Source organism: Enterococcus sp. DIV1315a (genome assembly GCF_051712325.1).
GTDB lineage: Bacteria > Bacillota > Bacilli > Lactobacillales > Enterococcaceae > Enterococcus > Enterococcus faecalis.
Genome location: NZ_JBIOOS010000001.1, coordinates 612758 through 636000 on the forward strand (window position 1 = coordinate 612758; position 23243 = coordinate 636000).

17 protein-coding genes are annotated in these 23243 nt (G+C 36.9%); 9 read left to right on the plus strand and 8 right to left on the minus strand.

Annotation, left to right across the window (positions count from 1 at the left end; translation table 11 throughout):
- Positions 1–21: 21 nt before the first annotated feature.
- The 6 genes from IGJ03_RS02970 to IGJ03_RS02995 all read right to left on the minus strand — a co-directional run bounded on the left by IGJ03_RS02970 (position 22) and on the right by IGJ03_RS02995 (position 5497).
- Positions 22–486, minus strand: a complete 465-nt coding sequence (locus IGJ03_RS02970; protein ID WP_086317683.1) for a GNAT family N-acetyltransferase — start codon at positions 484–486, stop codon at positions 22–24.
- Between the two features lie 71 nt (positions 487–557).
- Entirely contained in the window at positions 558–1220 is a 663-nt protein-coding gene (locus IGJ03_RS02975) for an ABC transporter permease (RefSeq protein ID WP_002363261.1), read from the minus strand.
- A gap of 3 nt (positions 1221–1223) precedes the next feature.
- Entirely contained in the window at positions 1224–2144 is a 921-nt protein-coding gene (locus IGJ03_RS02980) for an osmoprotectant ABC transporter substrate-binding protein (RefSeq protein WP_002355743.1), read from the minus strand.
- A gap of 2 nt (positions 2145–2146) precedes the next feature.
- The gene (locus tag IGJ03_RS02985; RefSeq protein WP_002355744.1) at positions 2147–2782 is read right to left on the minus strand and encodes an ABC transporter permease; all 636 of its coding nucleotides are present in this window, start codon (positions 2780–2782) and stop codon (positions 2147–2149) included.
- Between the two features lie 3 nt (positions 2783–2785).
- Positions 2786–3979 carry a betaine/proline/choline family ABC transporter ATP-binding protein gene (locus IGJ03_RS02990; RefSeq protein WP_002355745.1) on the minus strand — a complete coding sequence of 398 codons (1194 nt, stop codon included), beginning with the start codon at positions 3977–3979 and terminating at the stop codon, positions 2786–2788.
- A gap of 627 nt (positions 3980–4606) precedes the next feature.
- Positions 4607–5497 carry a ring-cleaving dioxygenase gene (locus IGJ03_RS02995; protein ID WP_002366267.1) on the minus strand — a complete coding sequence of 297 codons (891 nt, stop codon included), beginning with the start codon at positions 5495–5497 and terminating at the stop codon, positions 4607–4609.
- A gap of 165 nt (positions 5498–5662) precedes the next feature.
- Between IGJ03_RS02995 and queA the strand changes: the two genes are divergently transcribed.
- Positions 5663–6694, plus strand: a complete 1032-nt coding sequence (gene queA / locus IGJ03_RS03000) for a tRNA preQ1(34) S-adenosylmethionine ribosyltransferase-isomerase QueA (protein WP_002355747.1) — start codon at positions 5663–5665, stop codon at positions 6692–6694.
- 344 nt (positions 6695–7038) lie between these two features.
- On the opposite strand, the gene IGJ03_RS03005 is transcribed toward queA, so the two are convergent.
- Positions 7039–7344, minus strand: coding sequence for a helix-turn-helix transcriptional regulator (locus IGJ03_RS03005; protein ID WP_002355748.1), 306 nt, complete (start codon positions 7342–7344; stop codon positions 7039–7041).
- An 822-nt stretch (positions 7345–8166) separates the two neighbouring features.
- Between IGJ03_RS03005 and IGJ03_RS03010 the strand changes: the two genes are divergently transcribed.
- Positions 8167–10812 carry a calcium-translocating P-type ATPase, PMCA-type gene (locus IGJ03_RS03010; RefSeq protein ID WP_375804800.1) on the plus strand — a complete coding sequence of 882 codons (2646 nt, stop codon included), beginning with the start codon at positions 8167–8169 and terminating at the stop codon, positions 10810–10812.
- A 333-nt stretch (positions 10813–11145) separates the two neighbouring features.
- Positions 11146–13152 carry a KUP/HAK/KT family potassium transporter gene (locus tag IGJ03_RS03015; RefSeq protein ID WP_002387003.1) on the plus strand — a complete coding sequence of 669 codons (2007 nt, stop codon included), beginning with the start codon at positions 11146–11148 and terminating at the stop codon, positions 13150–13152.
- A gap of 69 nt (positions 13153–13221) precedes the next feature.
- On the opposite strand, the gene IGJ03_RS03020 is transcribed toward IGJ03_RS03015, so the two are convergent.
- Positions 13222–13920, minus strand: coding sequence for a helix-turn-helix domain-containing protein (locus IGJ03_RS03020; protein ID WP_002396538.1), 699 nt, complete (start codon positions 13918–13920; stop codon positions 13222–13224).
- A 124-nt stretch (positions 13921–14044) separates the two neighbouring features.
- Between IGJ03_RS03020 and IGJ03_RS03025 the strand changes: the two genes are divergently transcribed.
- The 6 genes from IGJ03_RS03025 to coaE all read left to right on the plus strand — a co-directional run bounded on the left by IGJ03_RS03025 (position 14045) and on the right by coaE (position 23091).
- A complete protein-coding gene (locus tag IGJ03_RS03025) occupies positions 14045–16189 on the plus strand; it encodes a heavy metal translocating P-type ATPase (protein ID WP_025190342.1) in 2145 nt (714 codons plus the stop codon).
- Between the two features lie 123 nt (positions 16190–16312).
- On the plus strand, positions 16313–17737 hold the full coding sequence (locus IGJ03_RS03030; protein WP_333718387.1) for a helix-turn-helix domain-containing protein: 1425 nt from the start codon (positions 16313–16315) through the stop codon (positions 17735–17737).
- 68 nt (positions 17738–17805) lie between these two features.
- Positions 17806–18717, plus strand: coding sequence for an aldo/keto reductase (locus IGJ03_RS03035; protein ID WP_375804801.1), 912 nt, complete (start codon positions 17806–17808; stop codon positions 18715–18717).
- Positions 18718–18904: 187 nt separating this feature from the next.
- Entirely contained in the window at positions 18905–21553 is a 2649-nt protein-coding gene (gene polA, locus IGJ03_RS03040; protein ID WP_002361339.1) for a DNA polymerase I, read from the plus strand.
- 99 nt (positions 21554–21652) lie between these two features.
- Positions 21653–22495: a DNA-formamidopyrimidine glycosylase gene (gene mutM / locus IGJ03_RS03045; protein ID WP_002355756.1), complete on the plus strand. Its 843-nt coding sequence runs from the start codon at positions 21653–21655 to the stop codon at positions 22493–22495.
- Positions 22492–23091 (plus strand): dephospho-CoA kinase, encoded by a 600-nt coding sequence (gene coaE / locus IGJ03_RS03050; protein ID WP_002385031.1) that lies wholly within the window; start codon positions 22492–22494, stop codon positions 23089–23091. Before mutM ends, coaE begins: the two co-directional genes overlap by 4 nt.
- Positions 23092–23243: the final 152 nt, after the last annotated feature.

Consider the following 23243-nt stretch of genomic DNA (forward strand, 5'->3'; position numbering starts at 1 on the left):
ATCTTTTGATGGCAGATTTTTTTATTGACGTAATTGTTTTTGATAAATTCTAGCGCAAGACTGCTCTTCGGTGGTTACCATGGTAAAAAATTCCCAGTCATATCTTTCATAAAAAGTAGTATGGTCTGTAAGCAGATAAAGCTTTTTAAATCCAGAATTAGCAAGAAAATCACCAACTGTTGTTAAAAGAATTCCTGCTAAGCCTTGGTGACGAAATGTTGGTTCGACATACAATGCACAAAGGTTTGGCGTAAGGTCTGCACGATTGTGGAAGTCATTATCAATTACGCCCACGCCTGCAACGATGTCCTGCTGTTTATTCAAGCAGACCCACCAATGAGGTACGTGGTTTTCGCTAGTTAGCATTTCCTGCATACTTGCTTGATACGCTTCAGCGGGGATTTGCCACTTTTGGCTAAACCATTGAGCAGCTGACGGAATTAAGTGTGGTTGTTGGTTTAAATCGATAATAGTATAGTTAGACATTATTAATCTCCTAGATAAAAGAACAGATCCCATTGAAAAGAAACAATGTTGGATCTGCTCTGCATTTTTTATTAATTGGAATGTTTGCTAGCTGGGTCTAAACGCCGTTCAATAATCCCTAGAACCCAATCTGTGATAATCGCCATAAAGGCCGTTGGTAAGGCACCGACTAAAATGATAGAAGCACCATCTGTGGCATTGGTTCCACGAATAATAATATCCCCTAAACCACCAGCACCAACGAAAGCACCAATCGCAGTAATCCCGATTGCGACGACTAACGCATTTCGAATACCTGCCATGATTACTGAAACAGATAAAGGTAACTCGACCATATAAAGAAGTTGTACTTTTGTCATACCCATTCCTTTACCAACATCTAAAATATTGCGATCCACTTGAATCATGCCAGTGTACGTATTCTTGATAATTGGCAGGAGAGAATAAAGGAAGACTGTTACAACCACCGTGTTGACACCTAAGCCCATCCCCAACATTAAAATCGAAAGCATTGCCAAAGCTGGTACTGTTTGGATAATGTTCGCTAAACGGATAATCCAGTTGGCTAAGCTACGTTTACGTGAAATCATAATCCCGATAGGAATCCCGACAATTGCAGCAAAGATTACGCCATAAATCGAAATTAAAAAGTGACGTAAAAATTGTTGAAAGACGTAGCCGCCATTTTGTTGGAAATAGTAGATAAATTGTTGGAATAAATTCATATTATTCATCTGTTACTCCCCCTCAAAATAGTTATTTTCTTTTAAGAAACGTTCGGCTACGACCGCAGGTTCAATTAAATCATTATCTGCTTGATAGTTCAATTCTTGCATTTTTTTGGTAGAAATTTTACCATCTAAGCGATTTAAGACATCTTTAATTTCCGGCGTTTCTTTTAATAATTTGTCACTAACCACAGGAGCGGCATCATAAGGCGGGAAGAAGCGCTTGTCATCTTTTAACATGACTAAATCGTAACTACCAATCCGGCCATCTGTTGAGTAACCTAAGATAACGTCCATTTTTCCAGCGTTGACTGCATCGTACACCAAGCCAATTTGCATTGGTAAAATAGATTTAAATTGGAAGTTGTATTCCTTTTTAAAGCCTTCATAACCGTCGCCTTCACGTGTGATCCACGCAGTATCGACACCAGCAACTAATTTGTCTGCGACTTTCCCTAAATCACTGACTGTTTTTAAATTGTATTTCTCAGCCGTTTCTTTTGTAACTAAGAATACATAAGTATTTTCAAACCCATATGAAGGGAACCAAGTTTGTTGATAACGTTTTTCAAATTCTGATTGAACTAGGTTAAACGCTTTTTTAGGGTCTTTTTCCGCTGGTAAGCCAAGCGTAGTGGTCACGTCAGTACCAGTATAACGAGCTGCAGAAATTGAGGCATCTCCGTTTAACATTGCTTGGTGATTGATGGTAGTAGTGGCTAAGTTGTTAATCACATTTGTTTTTTTATCTGTGTAATGCTCAACCATATCCGCTACAATGCTCCCTAAAATTTGCGCTTCTGAAGTAATCCCACCTGTAATGGCAACAGTGTTATCATCAGAAGTTGAAGCGAGACCAGGTAAAGAACAACCTGCCAATAAAAGTAAACTGCTTAAGAAGAGCAAGCTTAACTTGAGTTTCTTTTTCATCATTATTCGCCCTCCCTTAAAGCTTTTGGCGTTAAACGATTTTCTAATAATCCAAGAAGAACATCTGCTAAAAGCGCTAAAATAGTTACTGGAATAGTCCCACCAAAGATTAATTCTGGCTGATAGTTATTTAATCCACTGAAAATCATATCACCAAGACCACCTGCACCAATATAAGAAGCCAGTGTAGCCCAAGCAATGACATAGACAGCAGCTAAACGAATGCCGGCCATAATTGTTGGCATGGCAATGGGTAATTCAACACTAAAAATAGACTGTAAATTGGTCATGCCCATGCCTTTAGCAACATCTCGGTAATTTTCATCGACATTTTTCATTCCGATATACGTGTTTCTTAAAATAGGTAGAAGGGAATAGATGAATAGCGCGATTATAGCGGGTGTTTTGCCGACACCAAAAATTGGAATCATCAAAGCTAATAAAGCCAACGAAGGAACCGTTTGTAAGGCACTTGTTAAACCAATGACAATATTGGCTACTTTGGGCAAACGTGTTAACCAAACGCCAACGGGTACAGCGATAGCGACCCCTAATAAAAGTGCAAAGAATGAAATATAAATATGTTCAATACTTTTTGAAATCATTTCTGATCCATATTCTTGAAAGAAGCTACTCATTGCTTACGCCTCCTCTTTATCAGTTTCGGACTCGCTTTGTTTTGCTTCTACAGCTTCACTAATCGTTGTTTCATCGCCCCAGATAACATCATAAACAATGTCAACAAGGGAAGCACGTGTTAAGATGCCCACTACTCGTTTTTGTTCATCAACGACTGGCACATATTTTAAGCCACGTTTTAAGATTCTTTGTAAAGCATCACGTAAAAGAGCGGTTTTTTGAACAAAGAAGACATCTTTATTCAAGATATCACCAACACTAGAAGCTTTGCCACGTTGCTGATCTAATGTTTCAACATCGATAAAGCCTTTAAGCACATGGGAATTATCAACAACTAATAAGGTATCAACCCGTTTTTCACGCATCAATTTAATCGCTTCTTGTAAAGATTTTTCCGGCGTGATAGTAATAGCTGAATTTAACATGACTTCATCAACAGTAGTGAAATCAGGTTTGGCTTGTAATAAGCGATCTTCTCCGATGAGTTCTTCTACAAATTCATTGGCTGGATGACGTAAAATATTATCTGGTGTGTCAAATTGAATTACTTTGCCTTCGCTCATAATGGCAATTTTATTTGCTAATTTCAACGCTTCATCCATATCATGAGTAACAAAGACAATAGTTTTTCCTAAACGTTCTTGCAAATCTTTCACTAAATCTTGTAATGAATCACGGGTGATAGGATCTAAAGCACCAAAAGGTTCATCCATTAGAATAATATCTTGATTGGCAGCTAAAGCCCGCACAACGCCGATTCTTTGTTGTTGTCCGCCAGAAAGTTCATTGGGATAGCGGTCCAACATTTCTCGTGGTAACTCAACCAAATCAATCATTTTTTCGGCTATCTTATTGCGTTCTTCCACAGGTACTTTTAATAATTTAGGCACTAAAACGATATTTTCACGAATGGTCATGTGAGGCATCAAGCCGATATTTTGAATGACATAGCCAATTTGGCGACGTAGCTCTACAGGATTGATTTTTTGAATATCTTGGCCATCAATTAAAATTTTTCCTTTTGAAGGGTCGGTCATGCGGTTAAGCATCCGCATTGATGTTGTTTTTCCACTACCACTTGTTCCGATGAAGCAGATAAATTCACCTTTATCGAAAGACAAATTAATGTCATCAACGGCGACTTTTCCGCCTTTATAAAATTTTGATACATGCTGAAATTCTATCAACTTACTCACCTCAACTAAATATTTTGAAAATGTATCTTATTACTAGTATGCTATAAAAATGCGATTTCGACAAATGTAATCTATTTTTAATGGGAACAAGAAGGCGGTAAAATTTTTTTAATTCGTTCTAAAAAAAAAGAAAAGATAACTATTGTTTAGTAAAAGTTGTCTGAACGAAACAAGATGTTAAAAAGAGTATTCTGAGAAGGGGGAAAAGCCGCTATAACAAAGAAAAGTGTCCTTTATAGCAAGTTGACGGGAGCTGAGTTTTTCATTAGAATGGAAAGAGAACAAGGGAATAAAATAAAAAAAGGCGCTTCATGATTTAGCGGCAACTAAATCACGAAGCCTTGAATAGTCACCTGTGCAAGTGGACCATCAAGTTGCCCGTTCAATCAATGGAAACCATTGATCACTTTTATTTTACTGAATTTTTGAAAAAATTACCAGTTTTTTTAAGGAGTAAGAAGTGGAAGAACGAAGGATGCTTTTTATGGAATGTGCAATGACGTTCAGAAAAATCTGAAGGTCATTTTTTATTCTCTTGTTCAAACATTCAAACATAGGGGAAGAGAGACGGACGTAATTTTGTCACCGATTATTACGTCCGTCTTCCGTTGTTTTCTAAAGCGTTGGTTACATGTCTTTGTAGAGGTTGGCTTCAATTGCAGTCCGTTTTGGTTCTAAAAAAGGTGGTAAAGCCAACGTTTCCCCTAAATGTTCCAGAGGCTCATCCAATGTAAAGCCAGGAGTCAAAGTAGCAAATTCAACCCGATTCCCGCCTGGTTCACGAATGTATAAACTTTTAAAATATCCACGACTTACATACATTTCAATCTCCCAGCCTTGTGCTAAAGCGCGCGTGTGTAGTTCTTGTAATGCTTCATCATCAGCTACAGAAAAAGCAATATGATCCATACTGCCACGCCCCATTCGGCTTGTTTTATCCGACGTTGTTTGATGAACAGAAAAGCTTTCCGTCTCACTTAAAATAATCGTATTGCCAACTGCTTGCCAACCAAGAAATGTTTCAAAAAAGGCCAAGGTTTTTTCAGAATCTGGCACATGAAATTCAGTAGAGGTCAAACCGATAATTTGAACCGCTGCTGGAATGTCGTTAGAAACAACGAGTGTTTCTTTTAATGGATTTTCAGGAACTTCTGTCAGGATAATATGCGTATCATCTGGATCACTGAAATGTAGGCTCTTTTCTTTTTTGTTAAATGGAATTTTGTTTTCTGTTAAACGTTGTTCCCAAAAGGAAAGGCTGTTTTGGGGAATTTTTAAGCCAATCGTGGCTAAATAATTTTTTTCTTCATAGCGGTTGCCTAATAAGGGCACGATAAAAAAAGTTACTAAGCTTCCCGGTGTGCCTTGATAATCGCCATAAAAATAATGAGGCATGCGATTGTTGTCTTGATTGACGGTATTTTTGACAAAGCGTAAGCCTAACAATTTTGTATAGAATGATTGGTTTTCTTGACCATGACGCGCTAATAGTGAAACATGATGAAATTGAGCATGCATTTTGAGTTCCTCCTCTAAATAACTATGTATACTTACTTAAAGTAAGTATAGTGCTTCTGACATTTTTTGACAACTATTTAGTTTGATTCAGAAGGCTGACATAGCCAGAAACAAGAAAAAGTGTTAGAATAACCAAGATAAAAACTAGTAGAAAGAGTGACGGAAATGCTAAGTACAGAAGATTTTGATTTTGATTTACCAGAAGAATTAATTGCTCAAACCCCACTAAAAGATCGCGCTAGTTCACGATTATTAGTTGTAAATAAAGAAACAGGGGACATGGAGGATAAACATTTCCATGATATTCTTGATGAATTACAGCCTGGGGATGCATTAGTCATGAATAATACACGGGTACTGCCGGCCCGTTTATATGGAGAAAAACCTGAAACAGGCGGTCATTTGGAAGTTTTACTTTTAACAAATACAGAAGGCGATACATGGGAAACCTTGATTAAACCCGCGAAACGTGCAAAAGTCGGCACGGAAATTCAATTTGGCGATGGTCGCCTAAAAGCGGTAGTTAAAGAAGAGTTGGAACATGGTGGTCGAATCATTGAATTTAAATATGATGGTATTTTCTTAGAAATTTTAGAATCGTTAGGAGAAATGCCATTGCCGCCATATATCAAAGAACGTCTAGATGACCCAGATCGTTATCAAACGGTTTATGCTGAAGAAAATGGTTCAGCTGCAGCACCAACAGCGGGTTTGCATTTTACAAAAGAACTATTAGAAGAGATCAAAGCAAAAGGTGTTCATCTCGTTTATTTAACTTTACATGTCGGTTTAGGAACATTCCGTCCCGTGAGCGTTGATAATATAGAAGAACATCATATGCATAGCGAATTCTATCGTTTAACTGAAGAAGCGGCTAAGCAACTAAATGAAGTACGCCAAGCAGGCGGTCGGATTGTTGCGGTTGGAACAACTTCTATTCGTACGTTGGAAACAATTGGCACAAAATTTAATGGTGAAATCCAGGCTGACAGTGGCTGGACCGATATTTTTATCACACCAGGGTATCAATTTAAAGTCGTAGAGGCTTTTTCAACGAACTTCCATTTACCAAAATCTACGTTAGTGATGCTTGTGAGTGCCTTTGCAGGAAAAGACTTAACATTGGCTGCTTACCAACATGCTATTGAGGAAAAATATCGTTTCTTTAGTTTTGGCGATGCAATGTTTATTAAATAAGCGACACTTTGTGAGCAGAATACTTGGGATTGAAACAAAAATATATTATGATAAACACGTGATTTTTGGAATCACAGTAAAGGTGTGCTTTATTTTTTCTTCCCCTGTAAATAATAAAGTTAGAAACCAAAACGCTACTAGAGCAAAAATGCTTAGTAGACAATCTTAGAATAAAAAGAACGACGCAACAACGGTTGCGCCGTTCTTTTTTTATGTAAGAAAAGATTAATTATTGAAACAACAATACGAAGAAATGCTTTCTTCGTATTGCCGGTACTAAGTTGTACCTCGGCAACTCCAAGTACAATCAGAAAAATTGTCTTGTTAAGTACAGCTTATACTGTTTAGGCTTCTTGTTCTACATCGTCATTCAGTGTTTCTTTGAAGGTGAACACATCATCAATGGTTACGCCAAAGACGTTCGCGATGTCATGCGCAAGAAGTAATGAAGGATTGTACTTGTTTCGTTCCAGTTGAATAATTGTTTGTCGAGAGACACCGACTCGATTGGCCAAATCTTGCTGAGTCATACGAGCCATAGCACGATAAACATGAATTGAACTTTCAAACGAAGATTTTTTCTTTTTTCGCATAGCATTCCCTCCTTTAAAAGAAGATAAAATAGAATGTGCACCTTGAATATAACACATATGATTATTTGATACAAATATATTTTATTGCCTAAAAGAAAAAACCGAGCTTAAATTTAAGCTCGGCCTTGTTAACGGGAAGACATCAATTGGTTGAATAAGTGTTTACATTTCGCGATACATGTAAAGCAAAAGGTGAACGTGATGTGGTGAAACTAAAACCTTGTTTTCATACAGTTTCGACGCTTGGATGGTGGATAACTTGCGTTAGGTGATAACAGATAGGGTAAATGCTTTATAGAAACTCCATCCTTCTATAACCTTTCCCTATTTTCCGATACGAGTTATCACTAACAATTACTCTACACGTATTGTTTACAGGTGAATCTTGCAATTCTAACAACTTTGAGTTTACCGATTTTTATCTACTGAGAAAATCTTCAACCAATTGATTTGCATGTCCTCCTTACACTTAAAGAATAGCACCTTTTGGAAGCGTTTGCAAGTTATAGCACTTATTAATAAGATTAAATATAATATTTTTCTGGTTATTTTATAACATGTAAAATAAATAATCGTGCGAACCAAATAACATTGTATTTTTTTGTTGTTTTGTTTTGAATATATAGAAATAAACTATTTTTTTATCAGACAAAATGAAAAAAATGTCCATTGCTTTTTGGCTGAATTCGTTTCCTTTTTCATAAAATTCCCATAATTAAATAGAAACATTGCTGTAGCAACAACGAAAATACCAGTTTTTTCTGGACATATGAGAGAACGCTAAGCCAAAGATGAAAAAAGTTGCGTGTTCAAAAAAAATCATGTTATATTTAATAGAGACACTATTATATAGGAAGAAAAAATTAGAGGGGGAATAGGATGGAAGCTTACAAGCAATCTGTCGATACTGTCACAAAAGAAGTTTCAGTCAATACTGAAACTGGTTTAACACAACAAGAGGCCCAACAACGGCTGAAAGAAAATGGCCGCAATCAATTTGAAGAGGCTAAGAAGGATTCTGTGTTAAAGAAATTTATTCACAGTTTATCTGATTTTACAACGATTATTTTATTAGTTGCTGCGGCAATTTCGTTTTATACAGCAATCGTAACAGAACATGGCGAATATTTTGAAGGAATCTTAATTATTGCAATTGTGATTATCAATGCTGTTTTAGCCATTGTTCAAGAAGGAAATGCTGAAAAATCTCTGGCGGCTTTACAAGACATGAACAAGCAAAGTAGTGCAGTCTTACGAGATGGCAAGGTAATCGAAGTCGATGCTGAAGAACTAGTAGTAGGAGATGTTCTAGTTCTTGAAGCTGGTTCAATGATTACAGCCGATGCACGACTTATTCAAGCTTCTCAAATGCGCGTAGAAGAGTCAGCACTAACAGGTGAAAGTGAACCTGTTGAAAAAGATCCTACATACGTGGGGCATGACGATGATGGTTTAGGAGATCAAATAAATATGATTTTCAAAGGCTGTACCGTTGTGAATGGCCGCGGACGAGCAGTAGTAACTGCAACAGGAATGAATACGGAAATGGGTAAAATTGCTGGGTTACTGAATAACAGCGATCAGCAAAAAACACCATTACAAAAACGCTTGAATCAATTAGGCAAACGTATTAGTTTGTTAGCCTTAGGGGCTGCGGCAATTGTTTTCATTATTGGTGAACTGCAAGGAGAACCGCTTCTTGAAATGTTTATGACAGCCGTTTCCTTAGCGGTGGCAGCTGTACCAGAAACACTAACCGTGATTGTAACGTTAACCTTAGCATATGGTGTTCAAAAAATGGCTAAGAAACATGCGATTATTCGTCGATTGCCAGCAGTAGAAACGCTAGGAACTGCGAATGTTATCTGTTCTGATAAGACAGGAACACTGACACAAAATAAAATGCGTGTCCGCCGAGTATGGCATCGTGGTGATGAAGTAACGGATACGGAAGATGCCATGACCGATGAAGCCATGGAAGTATTGAAAATGGCTGCTTTATGTACAGATGTCATTGTGGAAAAAGAAGGCGATGAACTAACTGTTACAGGGAATCCGACAGAAGCGGCAATTGTTCGTGCTGTCGAAGAAAATTATCATACTAAAGAAGAACTTGAAGAAAAATATCCTCGTATTGGTGAAATTCCCTTTGATTCAGAACGAAAAATGATGACTACGGTCCATCAATGGGGGAAAAAGTACATCTCAATTACTAAAGGAGCCTTTGATGTGTTACTACCACGTTTTGGTTTCGGAGATGTCGATCAAGCGGCTATTGTTAATGATCGTTTCGGAAAACGAGCGTTACGAGTTATTGCTGTCGGTTATGCCGTATATGATGAACCACCCAAGGAAATTACATCAGCGGCTTTAGAAAAAAATCTTCGCTTGTTAGGCTTAATTGGCATGATTGATCCACCACGTCCAGAAAGTAAGGGCGCCATTGCTCGTGCGAAAAAAGCTGGAATTAAAACAGTGATGATTACTGGTGATCACGTGGTAACAGCCAGTGCAATTGCTAAAGAATTAGGAATTTTAAAAGATAAAAGTGAAGCCTTATCTGGTTCAGAACTGAAAAAAATGAGTGATGAAGAATTAGATAAACGGGTTAAAGATTTATCCGTCTATGCACGTGTAACCCCTGAAGATAAAATTCGAATTGTTCAATCATGGCAACGTTCTGGCGCTGTTGTAGCAATGACCGGAGATGGCGTGAATGATGCGCCAGCCTTGAAAGCTAGTGATGTCGGTTGCGCAATGGGGATTACTGGAACAGATGTGGCCCAAGGCGCTTCAGATATGATTTTGACGGACGATAACTTTGCAACTATTGTTGATGCAGTGGCGCAAGGACGTGCCGTGTACCGAAATATTCGTAAAGCCATTAACTTCTTATTAAGCTGTAATATTTCTGAGATTTTTATTGTTTTAATTGCCATGTTACTTGGTTGGGGTGCGCCATTTACTGCAGTTCAACTGTTGTTTGTTAACGTGGTCGCAGATGGGTTACCTGGTTTTGCATTAGGAAAAGAACCAGCGGAAAAAGGAATTATGGATGAGGCACCAATCCCTAAAAACGAAGGGATTTTTGCACGAGGCTTATGGCAAAAGATTGGGATTAATGCAGCAGTGTTCACAGTCATTACTTTGTTTGGTTTTTACCTAGGTGCCTTTGTACCAGGTGTTTCAGCCTATGTTTCAAACAGCTATGAAGTTGGACAAACAGTGGCATTTTTAATCTTAGCTTATTCCTCTATCTTACATGTCTTTAATGTTCGTAGTGCGAACTCTGTTTTCCGTGTAAAATTATCAAGCAACAAGTCGCTCTTTGAAATGGTCGTTTTAGCATTACTAATTACCACAACCATTGCTTTATTACCATTCACACAAGAACTATTTGGATTAGTGCATATTAGTTTAAATCATTGGATGTTAGCAATTTTCCTATCCTTTGTGCCAATTTTCGTCAATGAAATGATTAAGTTCCATTTCTCTGAAGTTGAAGAGGAAGAAGAAGTGATTTAAATTTAACAGGAATAAAAGAAGCTACTTTTGTTCAGAAAATTATCTTAATAGTTAGCAAGTGGGGCAGCAGTCGTTTCGACTGCTGCCCCACTTATTTTTGATTTTCCTTTTTTCAAAATAGGTGGGTTTCTTATCTAAGATGGATATTCTCTAATAAAAAGACTTGCTAAACGATTTAAAACGTATTATAGTGAGTAGCATCGTTAGTCAAAAAGCGCTTTTTGACTAATGAAAAAGATATATAAAACGTTATATAATAAAGAGTTTTAAAAGTTTTTATGGAGCTGTTGGTTAAACTAAACGAAGTCATTTCTTTTGTAGGAGGAAAGTATTGTGTTACACAAAGCAGAGGGGTTTGATCGTCGGAAATTTACGATGGCAGGGATCTTAGTTGCCATGGGCGTTGTCTATGGAGATATTGGAACGAGCCCTTTATATGTAATGAAAGCCATTGTAGGAGATAATGGTGGCTTGGCACGGGTTTCTGAATCGTTTATTTTAGGTTCGGTCTCATTAATTTTTTGGACATTGACTATCTTAACCACGATTAAATATGTTGTTATTGCTTTAAATGCTGATAACCATGGAGAAGGTGGGATTTTCTCTCTTTATACATTGGTTCGTAAAAAAAGTAAGTATTTGATTATTCCCGCAATGATTGGCGGCGCCGCTTTACTGGCTGATGGCGTTTTGACCCCAGCTGTGACAGTGACGACAGCGATTGAAGGCTTACGGGGGATTCCGGCATTTTTTGAACGTTTTGGCAATGACCAAACGATTATAGTGGTTATTACGTTGACGATTATTTTAATTCTTTTTTCTGTTCAACGATTTGGAACAGAATTGGTCGGGAAAGCTTTTGGGCCGATTATGTTCTTGTGGTTTACTTTTTTAGGCATCATTGGTTTAATGAATTTTAGCCAAGATTGGACGGTTATTCGTGCATTAAATCCATATTATGCTTTGCAATTACTAGTCAGTCCAGAAAATAAATTAGGTCTATTTATTTTAGGGAATATTTTCTTGGCTACAACTGGTGCTGAAGCTTTATATTCTGATTTAGGGCATGTAGGAAAAATGAATATCCGCATTAGCTGGCCGTATATTAAGATTTGTTTGATTCTTAATTATTTAGGGCAAGCTGCGTGGTTGTTAACGGTCAAAGAAAACCCTGAAATGCAGGCATTAGCTGAAATTAACCCATTTTTCCAAATGATTCCACGAGGTATTCTCGTATTTGGCGTTGTTTTTGCAACAATCGCCGCAGTGATTGCTTCGCAAGCGTTAATATCAGGTTCGTATACTTTAGTTTCTGAAGCGATTAAATTGAAGTTATTACCAAGACTTAAAATTATTTATCCTGGGAGCAATATCGGTCAAATGTATATTCCGGCGGTAAATTTAATTTTGTGGCTAGCTTGTTCAGCAATCGTGCTGGCTTTTAGAACATCGACACACATGGAAGCTGCGTATGGTCTATCGATTACGATTACGATGTTAATGACAACCATTTTATTGTTGTTTTATCTTTTGGATAAAATTCCAGCTTGGTCTGCGTATCTAATTTCCTTGTTCTTTGCTGCCATTGAAGTTGTCTTTTTCTTTTCAAGTGCTGCGAAGTTTTTCCATGGTGGATATGTTGCTGTGGGAATGGCAGTCTTCTTGTTATGCATCATGATTATTTGGGAACGCGGCAACGAGATTAAGGAAGCGACGGCGGAACAAGTGTCGTTGAAAAAATATGTACCACAACTTAAAGCTTTGAAAGAAGATACATCTGTACCTATGTATCAAACCAACGTGGTCTTTTTAACCTCCGATCGAGTGGATGGCGAAATTAATCGTAATATTATTTATTCGATTTTGGACAAACAACCAAAACGAGCGAATGTTTATTGGTTTGTTAATGTTCAGGTAACAGATGAACCCTTTACTCAAGAATATTCTGTTGATATGTTAGGGACTGATTTTATTGTGCAAGTTCAGCTATATTTAGGCTTCCATATTTCTCAAGAAGTGAATGTATATTTAAGACAAATTGTTCATGACTTGATGAAAACAGGCCGCTTGCCAAAACAGCCACAACGTTATTCATTAACGCCAGGAAGAGAAGTTGGCGATTTCCAATTTGTATTAATTCAAGAAGAATTATCTAACGTTTCTGAACTGAAAAAATGGGATCGACAAATTATGCAGGCAAAATTAGCTATCAAAAACTTAACTACCTCTCCTGAAAGTTGGTTTGGCTTGGAATACAGTGAAGTCAAATATGAATCCGTTCCTTTAATCATTGGCCCACAACGGAAAACGCACTTAGTCGAACGAAAGAATCGTTCATAAATAGAAGAAATTTAACTAAAAGATTGAGCCTAAGTCCTTGAGATACATGGCTCAATCTTTTTTGTAGAATCAGAGTAAATACTGTAATTCCACAAAGAATTCATTTAAAAGCGTTTGGTCTTTAAAGGAATTCATCCGCTTAAAGATGGCCAGTAAGACTTCTTTTTGAGGTTCAGTTAATTGATCTACTTTTAACAAAGGAAGAAAAGCGATAATCAGAGAATAATCCAATTCTGGATTTTGAGAATGTGTAAATAATTCATGGAGTTCTGACAAAATAAACGGATGATAATAAGATTGGTCAGACTGTTCTTCTGCAGTTGTTGGTTCATAAATAGAAATACTCTCTTGGGAATGAGAGGGGGCTTCTACTGTTAAAGGAAAAGCATAAAAGGACTGCTGTAACTTTTGCGCTTGAATCATAATTTTTAAGGAATCGTGATAGGATAGCTGTTCTTCAGATAAACGTACCATCAACTGAGTAAAAAAAGGTGGTTTTAGCAGTTGTTTATTTTGAAAATTTTCTTTTAATAGCTGGCGCACAAATCGATCAAAATCACCATAAAGTAGCCAATCTACTGTTGTATCGCAGGCTTTAGCGATTTTTTTTAAGTATCGTTTATTGGGTAAATTCAAACCTAATTCCCAGTTACTAATTGTACTTCCACTAGATAAACCAATTTTATTGGCTAAATAACGTAAAGTGTACTTCTTCTTTTTTCGAGCTTCACGCATGCGCGCCCCGACTTGCTTTGTAGTAATTTTCATTGAAACACTCCTTTTGTAATAAATATGAGGATAAGGTGTTCTTAAAATATACATACGCAAAATTCGGCTCTTTTTTTTTCTAAACTAAAAAAGTAATTATTTCTAACAATTTTCATCTTGTGCTATGCTTAAGATGAAAATACTTAAGAAGAGAAGGGATCATATGTCAGCAAAACATAATCATGAACAACACCAGGAAAAACAGCCAACAGTGTCCCACGATAAAATGAATCACATGAATCATGATATGGCGCATGAACAAATGGCTATGTCACACCAACATGAAGGAATGAAGGGAATGGACCATTCAATGCACATGGGGAATTTTAAACAAAAATTCTGGCTGTCATTGATTTTAGCTATTCCGATTATTGTTCTTTCACCAATGATGGGTTTTCAATTACCTTTTCAATTTACTTTTCCAGGTTCTGATTGGTTGGTCTTAATTTTAGCAACTGTGCTATTTTTTTATGGTGGACAACCATTTTTAAGTGGCGCTAAAATGGAATTACAGCAAAAGAGTCCAGCAATGATGACGTTAATTGCGATGGGGATTTCGGTATCATATTTTTACAGCTTATATGCGTTTTACATGAATCATTTTACGAATCAGGCCCACGTGATGGACTTTTTCTGGGAATTAGCCACTCTGATTGTTATTATGCTTTTAGGCCATTGGATTGAAATGAATGCTATTTCTAATGCTGGTGATGCCTTGAAAAAAATGGCTGAACTGTTACCTGACACAGTCAAACGAATGACTGAACATGGGGAAGAAGAAATTCCTTTGCAAGATGTCCAAGAAGGCGATCGCTTGATTGTCCGTTCGGGAGATAAAATTCCGACAGATGGTAAAATTTTGAAAGGAAGCACAACAGTCGACGAATCGATGGTTACAGGGGAATCAAAAACAGTAGAAAAAAACATTGGTGACTCCGTGATTGGTGGAGCTGTCAATGGCAACGGAATGATTGAAATTTCGGTAACTGGCACGGGTGAAAATAGTTACCTGTCAAAAGTTATGGAGATGGTTAAACAAGCGCAATCGGAAAAATCAAAACTAGAATCCATTTCAGACCGTGTAGCCAAGTGGTTATTCTATATTGCCTTATTCGTAGGTGTGTTAGCATTTATCGGTTGGTTACTCGTAACGAAAGATTTGTCTCTAGCATTTGAACGAATGGTTACAGTTTTTATTATTGCCTGTCCCCATGCGTTAGGCTTAGCAATTCCTTTAGTGATTGCTAGAAGTACCTCCATTGCTGCTAAAAATGGCTTACTTTTAAAAAATCGGAATGCATTAGAACAAGCCAATAAGGTTGAATATGTGATGCTGGATAAAACTGGAACTTTAACAGAAGGACAATTTACAGTTACTGGCTTAGAATTAATGAGTAAGCAGTTTACTAGAGAAGAAGCACTTAAATATATTGGGGCATTGGAAAAAAATGCAAATCATCCGTTGGCAATTGGGATCATGAACTATTTAAATAAACAAGCCGTTCACCCTTATGAAGCCCATAATCTGCAAGCTTTATCAGGCGTAGGACTGGTTGCTACTGTTCAAAACCAAGAAGTCAAAATAGTCAATGAAAAAGAAGTTGCACGGTTACAGTTAACCTTCGATGAAACAATTAAAACAAACTATCAAGAGCAAGGAAATACCTTGAGTTATTTAATCATCGCTGGTCAATTAGTCGCACTGCTTGCTTTAGGAGATAAAGTCAAACCAGAAGCTAAAACATTTATTGCAGAGTTACAAGCGCAAGGAATTACGCCAGTCATGTTAACAGGGGATAATCAAACAGCTGCCAGTGCAGTTGCTAATTATTTAGGAATGAAGGAATACTACGCAGAGCTCTTACCAGAAGATAAAGAAAAAATTGTGCAACAGTATCTTACTGAGGGGCATCAGGTCATGATGGTAGGAGACGGTATTAACGATGCACCAAGTTTAGCCCGTGCTTCAATCGGCATTGCGATAGGCGCTGGTACAGATGTAGCGATTGATTCGGCAGATGTTGTACTGACGGATAGTGATCCTAAAGATATTTTAAGGTTCTTAGATTTAGCCAAACAAACACGACGTAAAATGATCCAAAATCTTTGGTGGGGAGCTGGGTACAATATTGTCGCCATTCCTTTAGCGGCTGGGGTTCTTGCACCAATTGGGATTGTTTTAAATCCAGCTGTAGGTGCTGTCTTGATGTCATTAAGTACAATTATTGTAGCAGCAAATGCTATGACACTGCATATTTCAAAAAAATAATTCGATATAATTGTAGAGAGCGGAAAGTAATCAATACTTTTTGTTCTCTATTTTTTTCTTCTTAAAAAAATTTTTGCCTTATTTGACGTATTCTTATAACAAGGGAGTGAAAGGGGACGATATATGGATTTCAAGGAATTATTGTCTTTTGAACATAAAAATATGTTGGAATTGTTGGATTTACTGCAACAAGAGCAGACATTTTCTGTTTTGATGGCTGCAGAAAAACTAAAGGTGAGCGACAAAACCATCCATTGTTACATTCAACGTTTTGAAAAAAAGCAGGAAACGTTTAAGATTGAAGGGCTTTGTAAGATTTATACAACGACCAAAGGAATTGTAAAATATCGTGAATTATGCGTTTGTGGCTTGGCTCGATTTAGACAAAAATTTTGTTATTTTATTCCCGAATTTTATATTTTACGTTGTCTAATTGAAGAGCGAATCAATTATGCACAATTGACCCAGGTATTGGGATTACAGGAATCAACTCTTCGGAAGAAACTTTCTAATATTCGACGTTGGCTAGTTAATTTTGATATTATTGTACGTCAAAAACATTACGATTTAACTGGCAATGAATGGCAAATTCGACAGTTAATCCTTTGTTTTTATTTGTTTTTTCAAGAAAGCTGTCTAGAAGAAAACAGAGAAATGACTCGGAAAATCATTACCTTTTTTGAGTTGGATTTAAATGTAGCACAACAGAATCATCTTAGTTGGCTAATTTATATTTGGGAGAGACGATACCGAGGCGGGCATGAAATTTCAGTACCAAATGCTAATTTATTTCAACAAACAAGTGCTTTTTTTTATTTATTTCGTGTGGAAGTGTTGAGCACTTCTTTTATGTCTCTTAAAGAACAAAAAGCGTTATTTGTGATTCTTGAAGCACATTTTGGTGGTTGTTTTGGCAAGAGAGCGCGAAAGTATTTTATTCATGAGCAAATGAAAATAGAAAGTTTATGCTTAAAAACAGCTATTTTTATTATGAAAGAAATTAGGAGAAATTTTACACAACATCATTTTAATTATCAAGAAATTCATTTATGTCGATTTTTAAGTACGCATATGAATAGTTTATTAGATGGACAAGCATGGTTGCTAGCTCATAAACAGGAACAAACACTCGCTGCTCGTTATCAACAAACCTGGCACAGATTACAAAAACTAATTAGGCTTTTAAAACGCCTGTATCCAGTCTTTACTTCAGTAAAAGAACGGGAATTGACGAGTTGCTATTTTTATCACATCCTAGATTTATTTAACCCGATTTTATATGAAAAAAAATATATTATTTGCCTGTTGACGGACTTTCCTCCAGAAAAGGAACAAGCGTTGGGGCAATCTATAAAAAGCTATTTCAGTGAAAAAAAGAATATTACAATTATTCATGGAAAACCAACGTATCAACTTCACCAAGCACACCTCTTAATTGTCAATCATTTGTTTCAGATGAACGTAGCGCTTTCTTCTGAGACAGTTGTTTATTTGCCAGAGGAATTATCTCCTGCTTTTTTTGAAAAAGTCGAAGCGAATCTATCGTAAGAAGTCCAATTTTGTCTAAATAGTGTTAAAATGAAGAAGTAAGAGGAATGGATGAGGAGGATGTTAAAATGAAACAACTGCAATTTGGTACAAGTGACGAAACAGTTTCTTCGGTTATCTTAGGATGTATGCGCTTAAATGGTGCTGAAAATCCTCAACAGGTAATTGAAACTGCTTATGATCATGGCGTTACATTTTTTGATCACGCCGACATTTATGGTGGCGGCGACTGCGAAACCATTTTTGGTAAGGCCTTAAAAGAAAGTACCATTCGTCGTGAAGATATTTTTATACAAACAAAATGTGGGATTCGTCAAGGCTTTTTTGACTTTTCAAAAGCACATATTTTAGAAGCGGTCGAAGGGAGTTTACAGCGTTTAGGTGTAGATTCAGTCGATGCATTATTGTTGCATCGTCCAGATACTTTAGTGGAACCAGAAGAAGTAGCTGAAGCTTTTCATTTATTAGAAAAACAAGGGAAAGTTCGCTATTTTGGTGTAAGTAACCAAACGCCAGGACAAATTGAACTTTTAAAAACAGCTGTTAAACAACCGTTATTAGCCAATCAATTACAATTTGGCATCAAGCATACTGGCATGGTGGATCAAGGCTTACAAACAAATATGGAAATATCAGGAAGCATTGATTATGATCATGGTATTTTAGATTATTCACGGTTGAAACAAATGACTATTCAAGCATGGTCACCGTACCAATATGGTTATTTTGAAGGTGTCTTTATTGGAAATGAAAAATTCCCTGAGTTAAATCAAAAATTAAGCGAATTGGCTGAAAAATATCAAACAACACCAACTGGCTTAGCCAGCAGCTGGATTCTGCGCCACCCTGCTAATATGCAAGTCATCGCAGGAAGTATGAATCTTGGTAGAATTGAAGAAATTGCTAAAGCAGCAGACATTGTGATTAGTCGCGAAGATTGGTACGATATTTATCGTGCAGCGGGAAATGTTTTGCCGTAAAAAGATTCTCATACTTGTGAAGATTCAGCGTGTATTGCTGATTGATTTTGGTATTTGATATAGTTGTCACTAAGGAACTATGTCAAATACCTTTTTCTTTCATTCTGCAATCGCCGTCTACTGCAAATTCTGTAGTTTTTTGTTAAAATAGAAAGGAAACTAGTTTGCTAAAGATGAGGGGAAAAAAATGACCAAAAAAAAATTATTACTCGTTGATGGAAACAGTGTAGCCTTTCGTGCATTTTTTGCGCTACATAACTCATTAGAACGATTCAAAAATAAGAACGGCTTGCATACAAATGCTATTTATGCATTTAACAATATGTTTGAAAATGTAATGCAAAAAGAAATGCCTACTCATGTTTTAGTCGCTTTTGATGCAGGGAAAACCACATTCAGAACAGAATTTTATTCAGAATATAAAGCCGGACGTTCAAAAACACCTGGGGAATTTAAAGAACAAATGCCGTATATTCGTGAACTTTTAGAAGGTTTAGGCGTAAAATATTATGAACTACCTAACTATGAAGCAGATGATATTATTGGTACATTAGCCAACAAAGTTGATAAAGATGAATTTGATGTTGTCGTGTTATCAGGGGACCGAGATTTGACACAATTAGCGACGGACACTGTCAAAGTAGATATCACTGTTAAAGGAGTTAGCGATATTGAATCATATACGCCTGAGCATATTGCTGAAAAATATGATGGGTTAACGCCTAAGCAAATTATTGATATGAAAGGGTTGGCTGGCGACACGTCGGATAATATTCCAGGTGTAACGAAAATCGGTGAGAAAACCGCGATTAAGCTGTTAAAACAATATGGCTCAGTTGAAGGGGTTTATGAGAATATTGATGAAATGAAAAAAAGCAAAATGAAAGAAAACTTGATTAATGATAAAGAGCAAGCCTTTCTTTCTAAACGTTTAGCGACAATTGAAGTCAATGCACCAGTCGAAGTCAATGTGGAAGACTTGGCATATGAAGGAAAAAACTTAGAAAAATTGGTTCCTTTTTATAAAGAAATGGACTTTAAACAATTTTTAGCTAAGTTGGACATTACAGAAGAACCTGTTGAAATGGAAGATATTTTATTTGAAGTAGTCGAAGATCAGTTAACCAATGAAATGTTTACAGACGATATGGCTCTTTATGTTGAGATGATGGAAGATAACTATCACACGTCACCGATTGTCGGCCTTGCTTGGGGCAACGACAAGAAGATTTATACCACGAATAATTTAGCTGTTTTTGAAAGTCAGCCATTTATTGACTGGTTGATGGATGAGACACGTAAAAAAAATGTCTACGATGCAAAACGGACGTACGTTGCACTAAATCGCTATGTAGGAAAAATGACAGGGATTGCCTTTGATGTTTTATTGGCTGCTTATTTACTTGATACCAATGACAATAACGCTGATATTGAAGGTGTAGCACAACATTACGGATATGATGCGATTCAATCTGATGAAGCCATTTATGGAAAAGGGGCCAAAAAAGGCTTGCCAGAGGACGAAGAAGTTTTCTTTGGTCATTTAGCACGTAAGATTAAAGCAATTCAATTTTTAACAAGCAAATTAGATAGCGAATTAACAGAAAAAAATCAAGCTGATTTATTCTATAAAATGGAATTACCACTTTCTCGTATTTTAGGCGATATGGAAATAACTGGTATCCGTGTTGATGCCACGCGCTTAAAAGAAATGCAAGTAGAATTTTCAGAACGCTTGAAAGAAATCGAAGAAAAAATCTATGCAGAAGCTGGCGAAGAATTTAATTTAAACTCACCTAAACAATTAGGCGTTATTTTATTTGAAAAAATGGGCTTACCTGTGATCAAAAAGACGAAAACTGGTTATTCAACAGCGGTGGATGTTTTAGAACAACTAAAAGAACAAGCACCAATTGTGGCAGATATTTTAACTTATCGTCAAATTGCCAAAATTCAATCGACCTATGTTGAAGGACTCTTAAAAGTAATTCAGCCAGATAATAAAATTCATACTCGGTATGTACAAACACTGACCCAAACAGGACGATTAAGCTCAGTAGATCCCAATTTACAAAACATTCCTATCCGTTTAGAAGAAGGCCGAAAAATTAGAGAAGCGTTCGTACCAAGAGAGGATAATTGGTTGATTTTCTCTTCTGATTACTCTCAAATTGAGTTACGTGTGCTCGCACATATTTCTAATGATGAGCATTTAAAAGAAGCGTTTGTGGAAGGACAAGATATCCATGCCAGCACTGCAATGCGAGTTTTCGGTGTTGAAAAAGCAGAAGATGTCACACCTAACATGCGTCGTCAAGCTAAAGCGGTGAATTTTGGAATTGTCTATGGTATCAGTGATTATGGCTTGTCCCAAAACTTAGGCATTACTAGAAAGCAAGCGCAACAATATATTGACACCTATTTTGAAAAATATCCAGGCGTGAAACAGTACATGGAAGAGATTGTCCGCGATGCCAAAGACAAAGGCTATGTGGAAACATTGTATCATCGCCGTCGTTATTTAAGTGATATTAATTCAAGAAACTTTAATCTACGTTCGTTCGCTGAACGTACAGCGATTAATACACCGATTCAGGGAAGTGCCGCAGATATTTTAAAAATTGCGATGATTGAAATGGCGCGTCGTTTAAAAGAAGAAAAATTACAAGCGACAATGTTATTACAAGTGCACGATGAATTAGTTTTTGAAGTACCAGAATCAGAATTAGAACAATTAAATCAACTCGTCAAAGAAGTGATGGAGCACGCAGTTTCCTTACATGTGCCACTTATCACCGATAGCAGTTGGGGAAAAACATGGTATGAAGCAAAATAATAGCTTACCCATTAAGAACGATGAATAAAATAAGGATAAGTAGGATCTGGACGTTGATATCTAAGCGTTCAGACCTCTTTATATAAAGGAGCAAAAATAATGCCAGAATTACCAGAAGTAGAAACAGTGCGAAAAGGACTTGAAAAACTTGTTGTAGGAAAAACCATTCAAGAAGTCATTGTTTTTTGGCCAAGAATTATTGAATCACCAGAAGTTGATGTATTTCAAGGTCAATTAGCTGGTCAAACGATTGAAGGGATTGAGCGAAGAGGAAAATTTCTGATTTTTAAATTGTCTGATAATGATATGATTTCTCACTTACGGATGGAAGGAAAATATGAGTTTCATCAGGCTGATGATGAAATTGCCAAACATACCCATGTAATGTTTACTTTTACAGATGGCACGCAATTACGTTATTTAGATGTACGGAAATTTGGCCGTATGACATTGGTTCCTAAGAATCAAGGTCATCAATATAAAGGGATTTTAGCTTTGGGCCCAGAGCCAACACCAGACGTTTTCCAATTAGCTACTTTTCAACAAGGCTTGAAAAAGCATCATAAGGCAATTAAGCCATTGCTGTTAGATCAAAAGCTAGTGACGGGCTTGGGGAATATTTATGTAGATGAAGCACTTTGGCAAGCGCAAATCCATCCAGAACAACCAGCAGATTCCTTAAAACCTGCGGAAGTTGCTACGTTGTATCAAGCAATCATTGACGTCTTGGCACGCGCTGTTGAAGCAGGTGGAACCACCATCCGAACCTATCTAAACGCGTTAGGAGAAGCAGGGACTTTTCAAGTAGCGTTGAATGTCTATGGGCAAACAGGCTTACCTTGCAATCGTTGTGGTACGCCAATTGTTAAAACAAAAGTGGCACAACGTGGTACGCATTATTGTCCACAATGCCAACAATTGAAAGGTCGTCGATTGAAATGACAAAAGTTTTAGGCATTACAGGAGGGATTGCGACAGGTAAAAGTACGGTTGTTGCTCTTTTTAAAAAAGCGGGTTATCCAATTGTTGACGGCGACATTATCGCCCGCGAAATTGTTGCAAAAGGGCAACCAGCCTTAGCCGCAATCGTTGAAACTTTCGGACCAGAAATAGTATTAACAACTGGTGAATTGGATCGGAAAAAATTAGGACAATTAATTTTCGCTAGTCCTCAAAAAAGAGAGCTGTTAAATGAAACGCTGAAACCTTTTTTAAGAAAAGAAATTTTACGTCAAATTGAAGAAGCTAAAAAGAAAGCCGCCCTGGTTATTGTTGATATTCCTCTGCTTTATGAAGCTCATTATGAGGCGATTATGGATCAAGTTGCTGTGGTATATGTACCAGAAAAGATTCAAAAAGAGCGTCTGATGGCCCGAAACCAATTAACAGAAGAAGAAGCGCAACAACGAATTGCTAGCCAATGGCCGATTGAAATGAAAAAAGAACGAGCAGATATCGTGTTTGATAATCAAGGAACTAGAGAAGAAACGGAACAACAAGTGAAGAAGTGGCTAGAGGAACAAACTGGAAAGAAGTGAATATTTTTTTAATGGCGTAAAATGTTTTGAAAATTTCAGAAAAAAACAGTGAAAGTCTTTGTTTTTATTAAAGAATGGCAAAGATTCAACTAAGAACCAGTTCTAAAGACCTAGTAATAGCGCAATTTCATGTTATAATATAGGCAACAAAA